General features: G+C 58.3%; 12 protein-coding genes. 4 read left to right on the top strand and 8 right to left on the bottom strand.

What is annotated here, in order from left to right:
* Positions 1-545 (top strand): hypothetical protein (locus GXY01S_RS18635; RefSeq protein WP_169797753.1); only part of this gene is annotated, 545 nt, incomplete at its 5' end.
* A gap of 221 nt (positions 546-766) precedes the next feature.
* Here GXY01S_RS18635 and GXY01S_RS14350 read toward each other — a convergent pair.
* The 8 genes from GXY01S_RS14350 to GXY01S_RS14315 form a co-directional block, all read right to left on the bottom strand.
* Positions 767-1888, bottom strand: a complete 1122-nt coding sequence (locus GXY01S_RS14350) for a protein kinase domain-containing protein (protein ID WP_169797752.1) — start codon at positions 1886-1888, stop codon at positions 767-769.
* A gap of 520 nt (positions 1889-2408) precedes the next feature.
* Complete coding sequence (locus GXY01S_RS14345) at positions 2409-4097, bottom strand: DUF262 domain-containing protein (protein ID WP_061276176.1); 1689 nt, start codon at positions 4095-4097, stop codon at positions 2409-2411.
* Between the two features lie 558 nt (positions 4098-4655).
* Positions 4656-5339, bottom strand: a complete 684-nt coding sequence (locus tag GXY01S_RS14340; protein WP_061276166.1) for a hypothetical protein — start codon at positions 5337-5339, stop codon at positions 4656-4658.
* A 143-nt stretch (positions 5340-5482) separates the two neighbouring features.
* Entirely contained in the window at positions 5483-8167 is a 2685-nt protein-coding gene (locus tag GXY01S_RS14335; protein ID WP_082770892.1) for a S8 family peptidase, read from the bottom strand.
* Positions 8168-8170: 3 nt separating this feature from the next.
* Positions 8171-9181, bottom strand: coding sequence for an AAA family ATPase (locus tag GXY01S_RS14330; RefSeq protein ID WP_061276164.1), 1011 nt, complete (start codon positions 9179-9181; stop codon positions 8171-8173).
* Between the two features lie 121 nt (positions 9182-9302).
* Entirely contained in the window at positions 9303-9617 is a 315-nt protein-coding gene (locus tag GXY01S_RS14325; RefSeq protein ID WP_061276161.1) for a helix-turn-helix domain-containing protein, read from the bottom strand.
* A gap of 343 nt (positions 9618-9960) precedes the next feature.
* Positions 9961-10608 carry an SOS response-associated peptidase gene (locus tag GXY01S_RS14320; RefSeq protein ID WP_061276158.1) on the bottom strand — a complete coding sequence of 216 codons (648 nt, stop codon included), beginning with the start codon at positions 10606-10608 and terminating at the stop codon, positions 9961-9963.
* A 13-nt stretch (positions 10609-10621) separates the two neighbouring features.
* Entirely contained in the window at positions 10622-12724 is a 2103-nt protein-coding gene (locus tag GXY01S_RS14315) for an ATP-dependent helicase (protein WP_061276156.1), read from the bottom strand.
* A gap of 157 nt (positions 12725-12881) precedes the next feature.
* Here GXY01S_RS14315 and GXY01S_RS14310 point away from each other — a divergent pair, with 157 nt between their 5' ends.
* Genes GXY01S_RS14310 through GXY01S_RS14300 form a run of 3 tightly spaced genes read left to right on the top strand, consistent with a single transcriptional unit; the run spans position 12882 to position 18254 of the window.
* A complete protein-coding gene (locus tag GXY01S_RS14310) occupies positions 12882-13646 on the top strand; it encodes an ImuA family protein (protein WP_061276154.1) in 765 nt (254 codons plus the stop codon).
* Complete coding sequence (locus tag GXY01S_RS14305) at positions 13561-15084, top strand: DUF6504 family protein (RefSeq protein ID WP_169797751.1); 1524 nt, start codon at positions 13561-13563, stop codon at positions 15082-15084. Before GXY01S_RS14310 ends, GXY01S_RS14305 begins: the two co-directional genes overlap by 86 nt.
* Positions 15081-18254 carry an error-prone DNA polymerase gene (locus GXY01S_RS14300; RefSeq protein WP_061276152.1) on the top strand — a complete coding sequence of 1058 codons (3174 nt, stop codon included), beginning with the start codon at positions 15081-15083 and terminating at the stop codon, positions 18252-18254. The genes GXY01S_RS14305 and GXY01S_RS14300 overlap by 4 nt, the downstream gene beginning before the upstream one ends.
* The last annotated feature ends 141 nt before the right edge of the window (positions 18255-18395 follow it).

The following is an 18395-nucleotide window of genomic DNA, read 5'->3' as shown; positions in this document are numbered from 1 at the left end:
CCCCAAAAGCGCCATGGACAGAATACGACAACTCAAGCTTCTGCAAATACTTTGAAGTGAGCCCCGAGGGTTCGGTTGGCATATTCAAATACAGGTTCAAGGAAGGTGAAAAACTTGCTTTCACTATTGAGCAGGATTTCAAGCGTTGGCCAGACGCTGCATCATCGACTAGGGCTAGGTTCGAGCGGCTGACGGCGACATCGCTGGGCAGGACATTCAGCGAAGGCAGGACGCAATACATCCGCGATCAGGGCCTATGCCCTCATGTCGAAATTTTGGACGTCGTCGCTCCGCCATCCTCGGCGCTGGCCTACATTGAAGCGGTACTGCTGGACCGGAATTCAACGGAGAGGGAGAAGAAAGTTTTTAGCTTTATCGATGGTCTTGAAAAAGAGGTCATCAAGCTCACGACCTCGTTCCGGGAATGGAAAGCAACCTCTGTAAAGCGGGCATCAATGGACCACGACAAAATGCGCGCCGAGACGCTGCTGGCCATCGAGAGGCTGCAGACAGAGCATTCGCAGGAGGATGACACGGAGAGCTAGCACTACAGTTGCGATTCATTTTCCCGGCCGGATAGGTGAAGAATTTGCTGCCTGTCGCGATGTAGACCGGCTGAAATTCAAACCTCCTAAAAAGCATTGAAATCATGAACAATTAGAGAACAAACTAAACTGCAACTGTAGTGCTAGTGACGCGAGGCCTGACCACCTGACACGAGAGATTGGAAATTTATCAGCTCGCGGGCGACGTCGCCTAGGTCCCCTCAAGCTAGCGCAGCGGCTTCCTCCTCGCTGATCAGATAACGATCGAGTACGCTCGGGTCAGAGAAACGCTCAGCGACCGCTGCCACAACCGAATTGAAACGCTTGTCCAGATACGGCCAGTCGTGGTTCGAACTGCTGACATCTTGCGCATGAACGATGCGGAAGTTCGCCTGCTCGTAGTCGGCAGATGAGCGTTGGCGAAGAGCGGATAGTATAGCCGCTGAGAAGCCAGCGATCGCGGGACGACCTGCGGGGTCAGGGTCGAGGCATCGGCGGATCAGTTCGTCGAGATCTGCATCGCCGACCGTGCCCGTCGGCCGGCAACCGCCATCGAGCCATCTCAGCCACATTCGCTTCTTCTGCCACCGGTTGAAGACACCCGACGCACGATTTCGCCAAGGGCGCGTCGGTTCACCAACGGGGTGCTGCCCAAACGTAAGTAACTCGTAGGCAATGAGCCCCAACGACCACACGGACGTGTGGCGGCCAAGCGGCATTCGCCGCCACTGCTCGGGCGCCATATATGCTTTAGTGCCATCGAACACGCCGCACTCACTCGCGAGGTTTACGCTGCCGAAGTCAGCCAGCTTGGGTATGCGCCAAATCGATGCATCCGGCAGTCCGGAGGCGACGCGCCGCAGATCTTGGACGAACACGTTCTCGGGTTTGAGATCTTGGTGTGCGACAAGGCCCTTCATATGGCAGTGATCGAGTGCGGCGGCGAGATAGGCGAGCATGCCGAGACGCCCCTCAAAGGTGAAGCGATCATCCTCAATCAAAGCGGCTAGGTCGCTGTCCCAAAAACGGAACCAAGCGATCGGCGCATCATCGATTAGGTCAAAGTCGAACGGCCAGTGGACGAACTGATGGTAATACATTGCGCGCTGTAGGCGAAGTTCGCGCAGGAAGCGCGTCGCGGCCTCGCCGACCGTAGCAGGGGTCGCGAGCGGGACCTTGACGCATGTTTCGGTGGCCGTACCCGCCTGAAACCTGAATATTCGGCCGGCAAACCCGCTGGTCGTGCTTAAACAATCGCCGACGCCCTTACGGGTGCGGATCAGGAAATGCTGCAACTCGGGCGGGATGTCATGGAAGCTGTGGGGGACTGTTTCGTCGGGCATGTCCATCTCATAGCCCCAATCGCTGCCATTGTAACCGGAGAAAACTGAACTCGAACCGGACGGCCCGGTACGTGTAATCGCGCCTTGGGTCGCTGACGCGGCTATCATCAATGTACAGTCGACAGTTGCCTGCTTTACCTTCCGGCCCACGCCTGCTCGTTCTTGAGATGCCCTGCTGTGCAATGCGAGCGGCAGCTTTATCCAAAAACCCCGACCTTTCAACTCGCACTGACGAACGGCGGCAGGGTCCCAAACGCGGTCTATCGCGGTGCGCCTGACAATGTCGGCTTTCGGGAAAACTGCCACCACTTCGATGTCTGCCTTGAGGGCGGAACCCTCCTGTCTGCTTGACTCTCGCTAAGCGGACCAACCGCTTCCGCCTTCTTTCAAGACATAAGCGAAGCCGTTTAAGCTTCTGGAAAGCGGACATTAATAGACCAAGTCGGAAATGACAGAAACGTTATTTCCGACTTGGTCTCAACAAAACCAAAAGCTCCAATGCCGACCGGTAAAGCTCGCGCTAGGCGTCTTTAATATCCCATTTCTCATATAAGACTTCGAGTAGTTGGCGTTGGCGCGCTTCGACGATGGCTTGGGTCCATTCTTTCTGCGCCATTACTTGGCTGGTTAGGGCATATGAGGAAACATTTTTTGTGCCCGAAAAGTAGATGTTGCATTTTGCTCGGAATTCGTAATTCTGTGCTGCCGAGTTTTTCTTCTTGTTCAGAGGTACCAGATTTGCGAGCCTATGTACCCACGCCTTGCGCTCATCTGTATTAGGCCACCACATCGCCCATTCGCTATTCTCAGGCACCGTCTGTGGCAGCACGTGCTCAATCGTTAAGACCGAGGGGTCGTAGGCGGCAGCACCGTCAGAGACGAAGGAATCGATCCGCAGGATCAAATAGTTGCGCCGACGCGATGTCAGTTCATAGATGTTGCCATTCAATGCATCGCGAAACGCTGCGTGGTTCTCATCTGTGAATTCGAATTGCACCATATCATCAGGCTCGACACCAGACTGTATATCGTTGATTAGTTCTGAATAGACCTCGATACGATCATTCACGTTCCAGCGACAGATATGCATAAATGCGGCAAGGCGCTCGAGCAGTTTGAAGAATCGTGCGACCCGCTTTGGCTTGTTCCGATGTTCTTTGAGGTAAAGCATCGCTGGTGGAATCCAGTCAGAATTGTCTATCCGCTGGAGCCATTTGATATAATAGTTGATGCTCTCTGCATCAGAAGTCGCCGAGTAAGATGCATTGCGGATCGCGTCCAATGCATCGGCAAAAGGCTCGAGAATGTCGTCAATAAAAATTTTCGGGTCGGGGTTCTTTGGAAGAACGTGGGTTCGGAACTCCTCAAGTAGAGTCCGTTTCGCTTTTTCCTTGGCGTAGATCATCCGAATGTAGGTGAAGAGATCTCGGAACCCGTCTCGTGTGAGCTCGACCTCCATCTCCTCCCACTTATCGTTATAAGCTTGGCGATCGCTTTCGTTTTTCAATTTGCCAATTGTATCGGCTTTAATAATATCAGTTGGCTGAAGATCCAGACCTCGGCTGTTCATTACCGAAAATACGCGAAAAGCCGATTCTTGGCTCGCCGTCGAAACGGTCACTAAATAGCATCTCGTGAGTAAGAAGGTGACAAAGCTCCGCAGTCTCTCCGGTGTCGGCAGGGCATTGGCAATCGCCTGAACGAAATGCTTTGCATTTGAACGAATATTGATCTGAGACTCGTTATCTAGCGATTGCGGATCGAGAGCAATCAGCGCGCCGAGCTGCAAATCTTGGATATATTTGGCAAAGAACCCTCTATCGCGTTCGCGCAGCGACAGTCTGGGCTTCGGTAAAATCCCTTCCATCCTTTTGCCTGGTTCGAGAATATAAGGACGAAGCTCTTCCTTGTCTTCGCCGTCGTTAGCACAAGCCATCGCCGCGAGTAGGATGGTGAGCGTCGTCAGGCGCTGCTGTCCGTCGATCACTTGCGAATAGGCGCTGTCTTCGGACTTGATCAGAACAATACTGCCGAGAAAATAGCCTTCTTCCTGCTCTGCCAGAAAGAAAGCAATCAGGTCGTCAAAAAGTTCGCCAGCTTGATCGGGGGTCCAAGCATAAGGCCGCTGGTAGGAAGGAATGACATACTCAAAATCGGATGAGAAAATTTTAGAAAGAGGATACTCAGCACCACTAATTTTCTTTGACACGATCAGTTCCTTAATTGCTTTCACTTGAAAGTGCTAATCGTCTTTCGTCCTGTCAATTAACTTCATGAGCAGACAATCAGCAGTCGCCTTCTTAGCGGACACCAATGCGCCGATCTGTTTCTCCTAAAACTGGACATGGCTAGATGATGTGCCGGCGCTGATCTCCGCCAATTCCGGCGCGTTCGAACATCGCGATCTCATCAGGTTGTTGCAAACCCATGAATCACAGCCTTCTGAAATCACTCAACTCATTTTGGTTCAGACAGTAAGTTGAGCCCCTGTCACAGCGGCAGTCGGTCCTGGCGTCAGTTGCTTTCAAACGTCGCGAACGCGTCTTTTTCAGAAAGCACAGCGTTGGCCGGACGGTTCCAGAAGATTGCCTGCAACTCGCCGTATTCCTCTATCCTGATCACCATCGCCGCGTCTCGTAATCCCTGCCGTGATTATACCTCTGTTTATGCTGTATGTCGGGTTTGGGGGCCATTCTATCCGATCGGTCATCTGGCTGTCGAATAGAATGCCTCTGATGGGACCGGACATGCCAATTATGGGATACGTCTATGGCTCTTCGATCTGCAATTCCCGGATCGCATCTGCAATATCTCGCCGGTTCATTACATGGTATGATCCATCTCCGATATCGACCTCGAAATCGAGAGCCCCACAATATCCATTGATCCTGCCGTATCCTGGCGCTCTTGGGCGCATGTCACGCTCGCCTTTAACCTCGTGCTTAGCCAAATTTACTCGTAAATTGTCTATCATATTGATCAATGGGAATATTTTTTTCCTATCTGATTTGACCTTCTCGTAGAAATTGGCGTCAGTCTTCATCCGTTCAATATGCTCAAACTGCATATGATCAACCAGGCTGTTATCTATTTTGGAGAACCTGGCTATCTGCTCGTCGAGTTTACCTTCATCCTTCCATTTCATCAGCTTGATCACTCGCGCCCGCCATGTACGCAGCAACTCATATACGGCGAAAATCCACATCTGGGACTGTGCTGACACGAAAGCCGCTGAATCAGTTGGCGTTCGCTCGATCTCGAAATACTCCCTGAGAAGGTCATATTCGATCTGAGTAATGAACATATCGACGACTGCTATGTTCATGGCCTGCATATTCAGGAACATATCATCGAACAGAGATATGTTCCTGAATACGTGTAGCATTCTTGACGCATCGATATCCTCGATGTGCTTGTATTGCAAATGTCGCTCATCGTGATCATCACACATAATGCTAGGCTCCGGGTTAACCTCTGATGACGATCTTGATCGCTTTAGGTTCCAGATCATAGAATGCAGCCATGCCCTGCTTCGCTTGAGCGATAGTAAGCGACGGAACGCTTCCATCGTCCGGGTTAGATTCGTGATTCGCCTCATTCGTCAGCGCTCAGTTCGACCTCGATCTCAACGTCTGTTTCGATCTCCGATTCGATCTGTGTTTGCAGTTCGAGAACTGCAGTCCGAAGAGGGCCATAGATGCTGATCTCCTGCCCAGCGATTTCGAAAGTAACGGCAAGCGCGTAGCGCGCCGTCGCGTCCGGGTCGTGGCTCCACCCCTTATGCCCGACCACGGCAATGCAGAAATGATCAGGCAAAGCGTTCGAGCGAACGATGGCCCAGTCCTTTTGCACCGTGCCACTGTTGCGCTTGTGCCCGCGGATTACTCCCGATGTCGGACTTTCGTGCAACGTCCACGGTAAAGTCGACCCGCGCAAGGGTTCGTCATTATTCACTTCATCTTTCAGAGCGCGTACCTGGAAGTCATTGAGTCCCTCGCCAAGCTTGCTGGTCTTCCAGTCAACCCACGTCGAAAGATATTTGCGCAAGTTCCGGCGGGTGCGACGAGGCTGAGCCACATATGACAGCGTGACATCAATCCGCACATCGAATTCGTCCGCCTGCTGGCGCAGCTCTGCCGGGATCGGTATCTGATAGACGTGACACTCGGCCGCGTGAATCTCAGTGCTACCGCTGGTGATGAAGGTTGTGCGGTTATCAGTGTTTGCCGTCGCGCGTTCCTCGTCAGGGATGCCGTACCCTAGGGAGCGCAGGGCATGCGATGCTGCAGTGCGCAGGTCTTCTCTCTCTGCTTGTGACAGGTTATCGAGTGGATTGCGCAGTCGTGTCAGCAGATCTTCGGCCCAAGTCGGCCATTGCGCGGACTGCACTACTAGTGCGCGGTAGAGTAGCGCAGGCTCATTGGGTAGGACCTGCTGCACCTGTGCCGCGATACGAGCCACCTTGGGTGCTGCAAACGAAGTACCTGTTGCGTCGCGATCATATGCAGGTCCCGGCGCGTGCAGGGTGGAGCGGACCAACTCGGGGCAAGCGGTCGGGATGCCGCCGCCACCTTGGATATCAGGCGGATTACCGGTGGTACGGATCCAGTCGCCGCCATAAGAGACCACTTCTGGCTTGATGACGTTCCAGATGCCTGGCCCCGTCCGCGAGAAGGCCGAAGGCCCGTCGGGCTGGACAGTGAAGCTTCGCCATGCGCCCGCTGCTGCGGCGTCGTAGGCGATAGAGCCGACGGTTAAGGCTTGCAGGCTTTGTCCGGGATTGGCGATCCGGACGGAATTTTCCGAGAGATAGGCAGGGTAGTCTCGACCGGCGGCAAGATGCTCGCGAACGCCGATGAAGGGGGCAATCCCAGTAATCGGAAGGTTTCCCGCGCTCTGCACGATGAGTACGTCACGTTCGTTGCAAAGCTGATCGATCTCTGCAGCCCACGACGACATGTAGCGCGTGCGGCAGTGACCACGCGCGTTGATAGAGTGGTTGAAGATACGCGTCTGCCGCGGCCCATCGTTGAAACACTCAACAGCACGTCTAATTACTTCTGGCGGGAAGAGCGTGTTGGGCATACAATTCTGCGCATTAAGTACACGTGCGTTTTGAATCCAGAAGCTCAATTCAGGTGTGCCTGCCTTCGGAACTTCCTCACCGTAAAGCACAGCGCCGGCTACTCTTGTTCCATGTCCCCCTCGCGCAACTTCGTCGGCGACAGCCGTGGCGGCCATCTCAGGCAGGAAGCAGTGTGACGCAGCGTGATCGACAGCCGGCTGCAACAAGACGTGTCCTTCCTGAATGCCGCTATCGATCACGCAGACTGTCGGCGCGTCCGCATTCGGTGGGGTCGGGGTGACCTCCTGACCGGCTTGACCTACTCGTCCCGGGACAGCTTGAGGAAGTGCGATATCTTCGGGCTCAACGACTTCGAAGATGTACGGATAGTTCTGGACAAAATCTTTGAACCCCTTGCCCGATATTTTGAGTCGGATTGTGAAGCTGTCGGGCAGCACACCCGCATCGAAGGGTGCTCCCTCTATGTTGCTAAGAATCTCGGCTTGGTAGAATGCGCAGAGACTCTCGATCTGTTCTTCGCGCTCGAGCTTCAGCGAATCCCACGTCTCGTAGGCACTGTTGCGTGTTTTGGACCAGGCAAGCTCTTTTGCGGCCCATGTGGCATCGGTGTCGCTTATGCCGCGCTTCGGCACCGATGGGATTTCCTTTGTGCCAGCACATGCGATCCCAATATCGACAATGAAGTCTTGATTGTCTGCAATGTTTCCCCAATCGGCAAAGAGCCGCTCCGACAAAATGCGGCCCAGCCGGTCGGGGTCGTCGAGCAGCTGATGGACGCTGGCGATGGTTGCTGAGCCACGAACATTCACGGGAAAGCCATTGACCATCGCGAGGAACGACGCCACGTCGATATCTTCCGAAGCGACGATGACGTAGCCTTCTTCTTGCTCGGCCACGATCTCGAAATCGAAGCGGTTCCTTAGATCATCTAGGTCCAGCCCCGTATCCACCTTGAGTAGGATGGGGACGCCGTTCGGCATGACGGGCAGTGCTTGACCTTGTCGTTGCGCCTGCCGGTCTTTCCAGTTGCTAGAGAGCGCTTGCGCAGCACCTTGCAGTGCTGTGCTGTGGTCTTGCCGGGCGTTTCTATTCGCCTGCGTTTGCGGGTCGGTTTTTCCTCCGCCCCGAAGGCGTGCACGCCCTCTGTAACGGAGCAAAAGCGGCAGATGTTCGAAGTTATGCGCTACAGACATGGCTTACGCCCGTTGAGCGGCGTCGTGCCGCTGCAACTCTTCGACAGCCCTGAGTAGCCTGTCTTGCGAGAGGGATGGGTGACCCGCTAGCACGGTAGCCTTGGCGGCGTCCTGAGCGGCCTTCACAACCATTGCGGCCGACGAGCCTTCGAGTTTGGCAACTAGAGGCTCCCAGGCAATAGTTCTGTCCACCTGTAAAGAGGAAAGCGTTATCTTCAGCAATTTTTCGATCTCGTTCTTTTCCGGTAGCGGGATGGCAAACACATCGTCGAAGCGCCTGAAGAGCGCCGGATCCAACGCGGTCTCCAGATTGGTGGTCGCGACAAGTAGCCCCGGCGCGTCGTACTCTTCCATGAGTTGCAGCAGCGAATTGACTATGCGTGACACCTCGCCGATGTCTTTGGAGGCCGTGCGCGAACGTGCAATGAAGTCGCATTCGTCCAGCAACAACACGCAGGGCTTTTCGCGGGCACTCCTAAAGATAGACCGCAGATTCTGAGCCGACTCACCGAAGAACGAGGAGATCAGCATGTCGAAACGCACCTTCATCAGCGGCAAGCCTGTATTCCACGCAAGCCTCTTGGCACCCAGCGACTTGCCGCATCCCGGTGGGCCGTAGACCAGTACCGTTTTGCGGGGTTTGAGCCCGAAGACGTGCAGCCGGTCCCTTGCCGCATACTCAGCTTCGATGCGAGCGAAGCGTTGCTCAACGGCTTCGGGCAGCACCATATGGTGCTCCAGCTGGTCGTGCGGGATAAGTGTGGCCAGCTGCTCCCCGTGACGCCGGCTCGTGGGGAGCTCTTTGAGCGTACGCTGAATGTCAGTTGACGGAGCTGGCAATGGGGGTACCCGCCTCGTCTTAGGTTGCTTGAGGATGGCCTCGAGCTGCTCAGCCAGCCTGACATGGCCGGACTTGCGCTCCGCTTCAACGATTTTGGGGGCAAGCCGATCTAAGTCAGACAGCGAACCATCGGCAATGGCGCGCACTACTCTTTTGAGGATATCTGCGTTCATGCGCTATCACCTTTACTTGCGGGTCGTTGGTCGAGGGGTGGCACGCCAATGGACTGAATTTCATTGCCGAAGGCTGGGCCGCACATTTGTTTTCGGATTGAGCGTTGCCGGAGCATCGCAATCATGTCACGCCTTCCAGGCCGCGCTGGTGAACTAGATGCAGTAACTTGAGTGCAGTGCCAGCGGGCTTCTTCTGCCCAGTTTCCCACTTCTGAACGGTTGAAAGACTCGTGTTCAGTAGGCGTGCAAAAACTGCTTGGCTGACGTGCGCCCTTTCGCGGATGCGCTTAATCTCGGCGGGGTCCAGCGGGTCCACTGGTGGCGGCCAGAGAGGGTCAATTTCGCGTAGGGTGACTTGATCAATCGGGCCGGCTTTACCAAGGCCTTGGGCCGTGTTGTGCACGGCTTCAATGACGGGTGAACTCGTCTTGCGCATCGCGATTCATCTTTGCCGGAACGCTGTTAAAATCACGCAAAATTCTATAGCACTCAGTGCTATAGAATCGCAAGCCAGATGATTTGACGTGTCGGTGCCATCGTGGGCGGCTAGGCACCACGCGTTTCCGGTGTCCGAGCCTCGCAGCATATCTGCCCAAGGCTGGCTTGACGGCAACTCAAGCACTATCGACAACTGGATTGTCCGTTACCTCAGCGTTGGAGGGGGACGCCATAGAGCGGTCGGCTGCGCTCGCGATCTGAACCGCCCCGGGATTGGCGGAGGTGCCCGCTTCCAAGAGTTTGCGCTGCAAAGCCGACATACCGTTCTCCCCCCGTTGCAGTCATTCCAAAGGCCGCGGAGGATCGACACAAGCAAGCATGCCATCCGACAAGGGTCGTTGAAGACGTAAAGCCTCGCCGACAGGCGCATTCATCCAAACATCCAGTTCATCCGGTTGTGTCAGAATGACGGGCATAGCCTTCGGATGGATCGCCCCAACTTCCCGGTTTGCCTCGGTGGTCAGAAACCCGAACAGGTCGTCCGTCGTTTCCCCGTCAGCCAGTTTCCGCACGGACGTCCACCGGCACCAGATCCCGGCAAAGAAAGCCAGTGGTTCTCCGTCGCTGCGGGCAAACCACACCGGCCGCGATTTCCCGTCAGGCAGACGCTCCGGTTCCGAGAACGCCGTCAGCGGCACCAGACAGCGATGTTGCATGTCTTCCCAGCGTTTCCACCATGTCGAGGTCGGATTGCGGATATTGGTGACGCCGCGATCGACCTTATGCCCCTTGAGGTAACCGGACGGTGTCGGCATGCCCCAGCGCGCCATGACCAGTTCACGGCCATTCTCGCTATTCCGCACAATCGGCGCCATCGTGTTCGGGTAAATCTCGGGCAATGGCTGGAGATTCCCCGTGCGATCCTCAAGAACTTTTGCGATCTCCCGGATCGCCTGCGGGTTCGAGGTCATGGAATAGAGATTACACATCCGCGTTGCTCCCTTACGACCACATACCACGCAGGCGGGCGGCCATATCGATCCGTACCGACTTCACCGCGTCCTGCCTTTCCTGCTCTTCCGGTTTCACGACTGGCCATGACACGGCTTCGTACAAAGGCAGCATGTCCCGGTCGATGAAGCGCGTCCGCGAGGCATAGACATGCCGGTCACCCCTGCTGTGCTGGCCATGCACGTAAAAACGCTGCGGCACCATGATATCGAGACTGTCCTTCGCCCGCGTCATGGCGACATAGAGCAGCCGGCGTTCCTCCTCGATATCGTCCTGCTCGCCGGTCGCCAGATCAGACGGAATGCAGCCATCCACCGCGTTCATGACGAACACCTTCGTCCATTCCTGCCCCTTGGCGGAATGGATCGTCGAGAGGATCAGGTAATCCTCATCCAGCAACGGCACGCCGGCCTGATCGGACGTGGCATCCGGCGGGTCCAGCGTCAGTTCGGTCAGGAATTTTTCCCGTGAGGGATAACCGCCGGCGATCTGCTCCAGTTGCACCAGATCGGCCAGACGGGTGGACGCGTCCTCATGCAGCCGTTCCAGATGTGGCTCATACCAGTAACGCACAGCCGCGATCTCGCCCGGCCAGCCGACCTGCTGGCTGCCAGGGGCTGTCAGCAGGTTCACAAACCCCGTCCAGGCTTCGCCACCGCGCTGCGGGGCTTTGACATCCCTCAAAGCCTCGAAGGGATGGGCACTCTCGCTCATCGTGTCCAGTACGCGCCGGGCTGAGGTCGGCCCCACACCCGGCAGACGCTGCAATATCCGGAAGCCTGCGATGCGGTCGCGCGGGTTCTGGGCAAAACGCAGCAGGGCCAGCACATCCTTCACATGCGCACTGTCGAGAAACTTCAGGCCACCGAACTTCACGAACGGGATGTTGCGCCGAGTCAGTTCCACCTCCAGCGTGCCGCTGTGGTGCGAGGCCCGGAACAGCACCGCCTGCTGTTTCATTGGTGTCCCGGTCTCACGCTCTTCCAGCACCCGGTCGGCGATATAGTTTGCCTGGGCAGTATCGTCCCAGATGGTGACCAGTCGTGGTTTTTCCTCCGAAGCCCGTTCGGTCCACAGATCCTTGGTGAATCGCTCGGCTGCCTCGCTGATTACCGCGTTTGCGGCATCGAGAATGGGCTTTGTCGAGCGATAATTCCGGTCCAGCGTCACGATGCAGGCGGGGGGATCGAAGGACGTGGGAAAATCGAGGATGTTGCGCACGGTCGCGGCCCGGAAGGCATAGATACTCTGCGCGTCATCACCCACCACCGTCAGCCCGCGTCCGTCCGGTTTCATCCCGAGCAGGATGTCTGCCTGCAGCCGGTTCGTGTCCTGATACTCGTCGACAAGCACATGATCCCATTTGCCGCCGATATCAGCGGCCAGAACCGGGTCGCTGACCATCTGCGCCCAGCACAGCAGCAGGTCGTCGTAATCCAGCACGCCCTGTTCCTGCTTCGCCGTGACGTAGCCTGCAAAGAGCTGTCTGAGCTGAGCTTCCCAGCCGGCGCACCACGGATAGTGCTTCAGCAGCACATCAGGGAGCGGCGCGCCGGAATTCACCACACGGGAATAGATGGCAAGGCACGTGCCCTTGCCGGGAAAACGCTTCTCGGTTTTGGAAAAGCCCAGATCATGCCGGATCAGATTCATCAGGTCTGCAGAATCTTCCCGGTCATGGATCGAGAAGGCTGGGTCCATGCCGATCTGCTGCGCATATTCCCGCAGCAACCGCGCGCCGATGGAATGAAACGTCCCGGCCCAGGCCAGCGCGTTGGCCAGAGGACCAGCCTTGTCGCCGAGCACTGTTTTGCAGATCCGCTCCACGCGCCGCGTCATCTCGACACTGGCCCGACGCGAGAAGGTTAGCAGCAAAATGCGGCGCGGATCGGCGCCCGATGCGATCAGATGCGCGACCCGATGGGCCAGCGTGTTGGTCTTGCCCGATCCGGCCCCGGCGATGACCAGCAGCGGGGATGAATCCGCCCCGCCCGGCGAGACTCCGGTCCCGTGCGTGACGGCCTGTCGCTGCGCGTCATTCAGACGGGACAGATAATCGTCGCCGTTTGAGGCGGGAGAAGTCTCTGAATTCAATTCCTTAAGCTACCTTCACCAATAATTCCGGGTGGTTATGCGTCCTGCATCATGCCTGAGGCAGTGCGAATTTGCATTGACTTCCATCGCCGCATCAGAACAAATCACGAACATATAATCATGAAATGCGCCTGCACAAGGGACATCGAGCCGTGAAATGACTGCTGAACTCAATAAAAAACCCGGTCTGGAGACGCTGCGGGCCGCGATCAGCCGTCTCGAAGGGCACAGCGACCGACGCCGTAAGATGCTGCCCTTTGGCGTGCGCGAGATCGATGCGCGTCTGCCGGGCGGGGGGCTGGCGCTGGGAGCGCTGCACGAGGTGGCGGGCGGCGGGAATGATGCCCTGCACAGTGCGGCGGCCGGACAGTTCTGCGCCGGGATTGCGGCCCGTACGCGCGGCAAGGTGCTGTGGATCGTCACCCGCCAGGATGTATTTGCCCCTTCCCTGAAGCAGGTCGGTCTGTCGGCACGGCGAACCATCTATGTCGAGGCACGCTCGGACGTCGATGTGCTGGCCTGTTTCGAGGAAGGACTGCGGCATGGCGGCCTTGGGGCCGTAGTTGCCGAGGTGGCGCGTCTGTCCATGACGGCCTCACGCCGTCTGCAACTGGCGGCCGAGACGTCCGGTTCCCTCGGCATCGCCATCCGACGCTGGCGGCGGCAAACGGATGCGGCGGATTTCGGCCAACCCACAGCTTCCGTCACACGCTGGCGGGTCTCCGTCCTGCCATCCGTCCCGCTGCCGGTTCCCGGCGTCGGAAGACCGCGCTGGTTGCTGGAACTGATCCGCGCCCGCGCAGGCGAATGTGCCGATTTTGAAGTGGAGGCCTGTGATGGCAAGGGTCGTCTCTCTTTACCTGCCGCTCTGGCCGACGGATCGGATCAGGAAGCGGCTGGGCAAAGACGCGCCAGCGCCTGAAGTGCCGCTGGCACTGGCCGGTCGTGAAGGACGGCGTCGAGTTGTCTTGTCGGTCGATCTCGCCGCCCGGAAGCTGGGGCTGCGCCCCGGCACGCCGGTAGCCAAGGCCCAGGCGCTCTATCCCGATCTGGTGCTGATGGACGCTGATCCCGACGGTGACCGGCTGGGTCTTGAAAAGCTGGCCCTGTGGTTCCAGCACCGTATCGCGCCCATCGTGGCCGTCGATGCGCCGGACGGGCTGGTGCTCGACACGACGGGGGCGGATCATCTGCATGGCGGTGAACTCCCCATGCTCAAGGACATGGTTCATCGCATGGCGGGCGCCGGCTTTCGGGCAAAAGCTGTGGTGGCGGACACATGGGGCGCCGCGCACGCCATCGCCCGCTATGGTAGGGCACCGATTGCCATTGTGCCCTCAGGCGGAACAGCCTCTGCTCTGGCCGATCTCCCGGTTGAAGCACTGCGTCTGCCCTCCACCATTATCGAGGGGCTGGCCACGTTGGGGGTATCCCGCATCGGGCAACTAGCCGCCATGCCCCGCGCCCCTCTGGCCCTGCGGTTCGGTCCGGATGTGGCCCGCAGGCTGGATCAGGCGTTCGGGCGCATTGGGGAGGCCATCGTACCAGTCCGCCCGGTCGATCCGGTCGAGGTCAGCCGGAACTTCGCTGAACCCATCGGGGCTGCGGAGACCATTGCCCGCTACATCGGCAAGCTGGTGCCGCTGCTGTGTCAGGGACTGGACGAGCGTGGACAGGGCGTGCGGCGTCTCGACCTGCTGCTGCATCGGGTGGACAGCCGCACCGAGGCGATCCGGGTGGCCACGGCCATGCCGGTGCGCGACGTCAAGCGCCTGACCCGGCTGCTGTGCGAGAAGATCGAAACCATCAATCCGGGCTTTGGGATCGAACGCATGGTGCTGATCGCCTCTTTGGCCGAACTCATGGACCGGCGGCAGACCGTCTCCTCCCTGATCGCCGAGGAAGAGGCCGATGTGTCCGACCTGATCGACACGCTGGCCAACCGTGTCGGCACGCAGGCGCTGTACCGGTTTGCTCCGGTGGAAAGCGACCTGCCCGAACGCTCCTTCTGCCGCGTGCCCGCGCTGGCGCCCGAGGAGACGAAGGACTGGCCCGAGCACTGGCCACGTCCAACACGCCTGCTGGCGCGGCCCGAACCCGTGCAGGCCATGGCGGAACTGCCGGATCAGCCACCGCTGTTCTTCATCTGGCGGGGCGTGCGACGGAAAGTGAAATGCGCCGACGGGCCGGAGCGTGTCTTTGGCGAATGGTGGAAGAATGATGCCGAACTGACTATCGCCCGGGATTACTTCCGGGTGGAGGACACCAGCGGCGAGCGGTTCTGGCTCTACCGGGCCGGTGACGGCGAGCATGGCGAAACGGGTTCGCAGGGCTGGTTCCTGCACGGGATTTTCGGATGAACGACTTGGCGCCGCATTACGCCGAACTGCAGGTGACGACCTATTTCTCGTTCCTGCGCGGGGCCTCGTCGCCCATCGAGTTATTCGAGCAGGCAAAAGTGCTTGGGATCGAGGCGCTCGGGATCTGTGACCGCAATTCCCTGGCGGGCATGGTGCAGGCATACGGAGCGGCGAAGGCTACCGGCGTCCGGCTGGTCGTCGGCTGTCGCCTCGACCTTGCCGATTTTCCGGCGGTGCTGGTCTATCCGACCGACCGCGCGGCTTACGGCCGGTTGTGCCGACTGCTCACCATAGGCAAGGCCCGAGCCGGCAAAGGAAAATGCCATCTGCTCCGGGAGGATCTGGTCGCCTGGGGCGAAGGCCTGATCGTCGTCATGATCCCGGACACGGCGGATGATGCCTGCGCCCTGCATCTGCGCAAGCTGAAAGAGGCCTTTGCTAACCGGGCCTACATGGCGCTGACGCTACTGCGCCGCCCCAATGACCAGATGCGTCTCTACGAACTGGCGAACCTGGCGCACCAGGCCCGCGTGCCGACCGTCGTGACCAACAACGCGTTGTTCCACACCCATGACCGTCGCATCCTGCAGGATGTCGTCACCTGCATCCGCCACAACACCACGATCGATGAGGCGGGATTTGTCCGCGAGCGCCATGCCGACCGCTATCTCAAACCGCCACAGGAAATGGCCCGGCTGTTCAACCGTTATCCCGAAGCGGTGGCTCGCACCATGGACATCGTGGAGCGCTGCCGCTTCTCACTTGATGATCTGGCGTACCAGTATCCCGATGAAGTCTCCGTGCCCGGCCAGACCCCGCAGCAGGCGCTGGAGGCGCTAACCTGGGAGGGAGCCCGTTCCGTCTATCCGGATGGCGTACCGGATGACGTGGCGGAAACGCTCTGCCATGAACTCGGCCTGATCGGGCGGATGCAGTATGCGCCGTATTTTCTGACGGTGAACAGCATCGTCCGTTATGCCCGTTCTCAGGATATTCTCTGCCAGGGCCGTGGCTCGGCGGCCAATTCTGCCGTTTGCTACGTGCTCGGCATTACTGCCATCGATCCGGCCCGCAACTCGCTGCTGTTCGAACGCTTCGTCTCCGAAGAGCGGGGTGAGCCGCCGGATATCGACGTCGATTTCGAACACGCACGACGCGAGCAGGTTATCCAGTGGGTCTATGAGCATTACGGTCGCGACCGGGCGGCCCTGACAGCAGTGGTGATCCGTTATCGTGCCAAAGGGGCCTTGCGGGACGTCGGCAAGGTCATGGGACTACCGGAGGATCTGATCCGCACGCTGTCTGGCCAGATCTGGGGTTGGGGGCGCAAGCTGGATGATGAGGCCCTCAATGACACCGGCATTGACCTGTCCGACCGGCGCATCCGCCTAACACTGGAGCTGGCACGTTGCCTGATCGGCGTGCCCCGCCATCTGTCACAGCATCCCGGTGGTTTTGTGCTGACGCATGACCGGCTGGATGAACTGGTGCCCATTGAGCCGGCCTCGATGGAACAGCGCCAGATCATCGAATGGGACAAGGACGATATCGACGTCCTGAAATTCATGAAGGTCGATATCCTTGCGCTTGGCATGCTGACCTGCATGAAAAAGGGGCTGGACCTTCTGGCCGAACACAAGGGCCAGCACTTCACGCTCCAGACCCTCCCGGCTGAAGATCCGCGCACCTACGCCATGATCCGCAAGGCTGACACGATCGGTGTGTTCCAGATCGAGAGCCGGGCACAGATGTCCATGCTTCCACGGCTCAAGCCACGCGTGTTCTACGATCTCGTCATTGAGGTCGCGATCGTCCGCCCCGGCCCCATTCAGGGGGACATGGTGCATCCCTATCTCCGAAGGCGCGAAGGGATCGAGCCGGAAAACTATCCGACACCTGAACTGGAAAAGGTTCTGAAAAAGACGCTCGGGATCCCGTTGTTTCAGGAACAAGCGATGCAGGTCGCCATGATCTGCGCGGGGTTTACCGCCGCCGAGGCCGATCAGTTACGTCGGGCCATGGCGACCTTCAAGAATACTGGGACCGTCTCGCAGTTTCAGACACGCCTGATCAATGGCATGCGCGCCAACGGGTATGATGAGGAATTCGCTCAGAGGATCTACCAGCAACTGGAGGGCTTCGGTTCTTACGGATTTCCCGAGAGCCACGCGGCCAGTTTCGCCATTCTGGCCTATTCATCGTCGTGGATGAAATGCACCCATCCCGATGTGTTTCTGGCATCACTCCTGAACAGCCAGCCGATGGGGTTCTATGCGCCGGCGCAGCTTGTCCGTGATGCGCGTGAGCACGGCGTGGAGGTCCGGTCTGTGTGTGTGAATACCTCACGCTGGGACAGCACGCTGGAAGGACCGGAAAGCTACAATGGCCGATTTGCCGTGCGGCTGGGCATGAGTCTGGTGAAGGGACTAGCCAATGACGATACGGCCCGGATTGTTGCCGCGCGAGCCTCGCGCCCGTTTACCTCGATCGATGACCTGTGGCGTCGGGCCGGTGTGAAGGCGGCAGCTCTGACCCATCTGGCCGAAGCGGATGCGTTCCGGCCTTCGCTCGGGCTGGCACGGCGCGAGGCTCTCTGGGCGATCAAGGCTCTGCGCGATGAACCATTGCCCCTGTTTGCGGCAGCCCAGGTAACGCGGGAAGCTGAAGAACCGGATGTGCTGCTGCAACCCATGCGCGACGGGGCCGAGGTGGTGCGGGATTACAACCGGCTTGGCCTTACCCTGCGGGATCATCCCCTGACCTTCCTACGCAAGGATCTTCAGGCCAGGGACATCATGTCCTGTCGGCAGGCGCTGGCGGCAAAGGATGGGAAGCGTCTCACCGTGGCGGGGCTGGTGCTGGTCCGGCAGCGACCGGGCTCCGCCGAAGGCGTGGTGTTCATGACCCTGGAGGACGAGACGGCCAACATGAACGTCATCATCTGGCCGGATCTATTCGATGCGAACCGGCGCGTGGTACTGGGCGGGCAGATGCTGGCGGTGACAGGCATGCTCCAGAAGGAAGGTGACGTCGTGCATCTGGTCGCGAAGGAGATCACCGACCTTTCCGGGCTGCTCGCGGACGTCGGTAATCGCTCCTCTACGGAGAGCCCCCATGCCAACGCTTCCACCGGCGAGCGTATCGTCGTCAGATCGCGCGATTTCCACTGAGCAACGAGGCTAGGGACAGACATCACGCAATCGTGAAGAACCCCGATTTCAGCCCAACCTACGCTGGAGTTTCACTCCCATCTGCATCCTATACGCATCCTGCAGGGAATTTTAGGCAACAAAAAACCCGCCTGATTGAGG

Source organism: Komagataeibacter xylinus NBRC 15237, from assembly GCF_001571345.1.
Classification (GTDB): Bacteria; Pseudomonadota; Alphaproteobacteria; order Acetobacterales; family Acetobacteraceae; genus Komagataeibacter; species Komagataeibacter xylinus.
Note: the sequence above shows the minus strand (reverse complement) of the source record. Positions and strands in the feature narration are given on the sequence as shown.

What these genes read in the sequence shown, in the direction of transcription:
- GXY01S_RS14350 (WP_169797752.1), bottom strand. Translation starts at nt 1,888, where the DNA reads ATGCCCGACGAAACAGTCCCCCACAGCTTCCATGACATCCCGCCCGAG.
- GXY01S_RS14340 (WP_061276166.1), bottom strand. Translation starts at nt 5,339, where the DNA reads ATGTGTGATGATCACGATGAGCGACATTTGCAATACAAGCACATCGAG.
- GXY01S_RS14335 (WP_082770892.1), bottom strand. Translation starts at nt 8,167, where the DNA reads ATGTCTGTAGCGCATAACTTCGAACATCTGCCGCTTTTGCTCCGTTAC.
- GXY01S_RS14330 (WP_061276164.1), bottom strand. Translation starts at nt 9,181, where the DNA reads ATGAACGCAGATATCCTCAAAAGAGTAGTGCGCGCCATTGCCGATGGT.
- GXY01S_RS14325 (WP_061276161.1), bottom strand. Translation starts at nt 9,617, where the DNA reads ATGCGCAAGACGAGTTCACCCGTCATTGAAGCCGTGCACAACACGGCC.
- GXY01S_RS14320 (WP_061276158.1), bottom strand. Translation starts at nt 10,608, where the DNA reads ATGTGTAATCTCTATTCCATGACCTCGAACCCGCAGGCGATCCGGGAG.
- GXY01S_RS14310 (WP_061276154.1), top strand. Translation starts at nt 12,882, where the DNA reads ATGACTGCTGAACTCAATAAAAAACCCGGTCTGGAGACGCTGCGGGCC.
- GXY01S_RS14305 (WP_169797751.1), top strand. Translation starts at nt 13,561, where the DNA reads ATGGCAAGGGTCGTCTCTCTTTACCTGCCGCTCTGGCCGACGGATCGG.
- GXY01S_RS14300 (WP_061276152.1), top strand. Translation starts at nt 15,081, where the DNA reads ATGAACGACTTGGCGCCGCATTACGCCGAACTGCAGGTGACGACCTAT.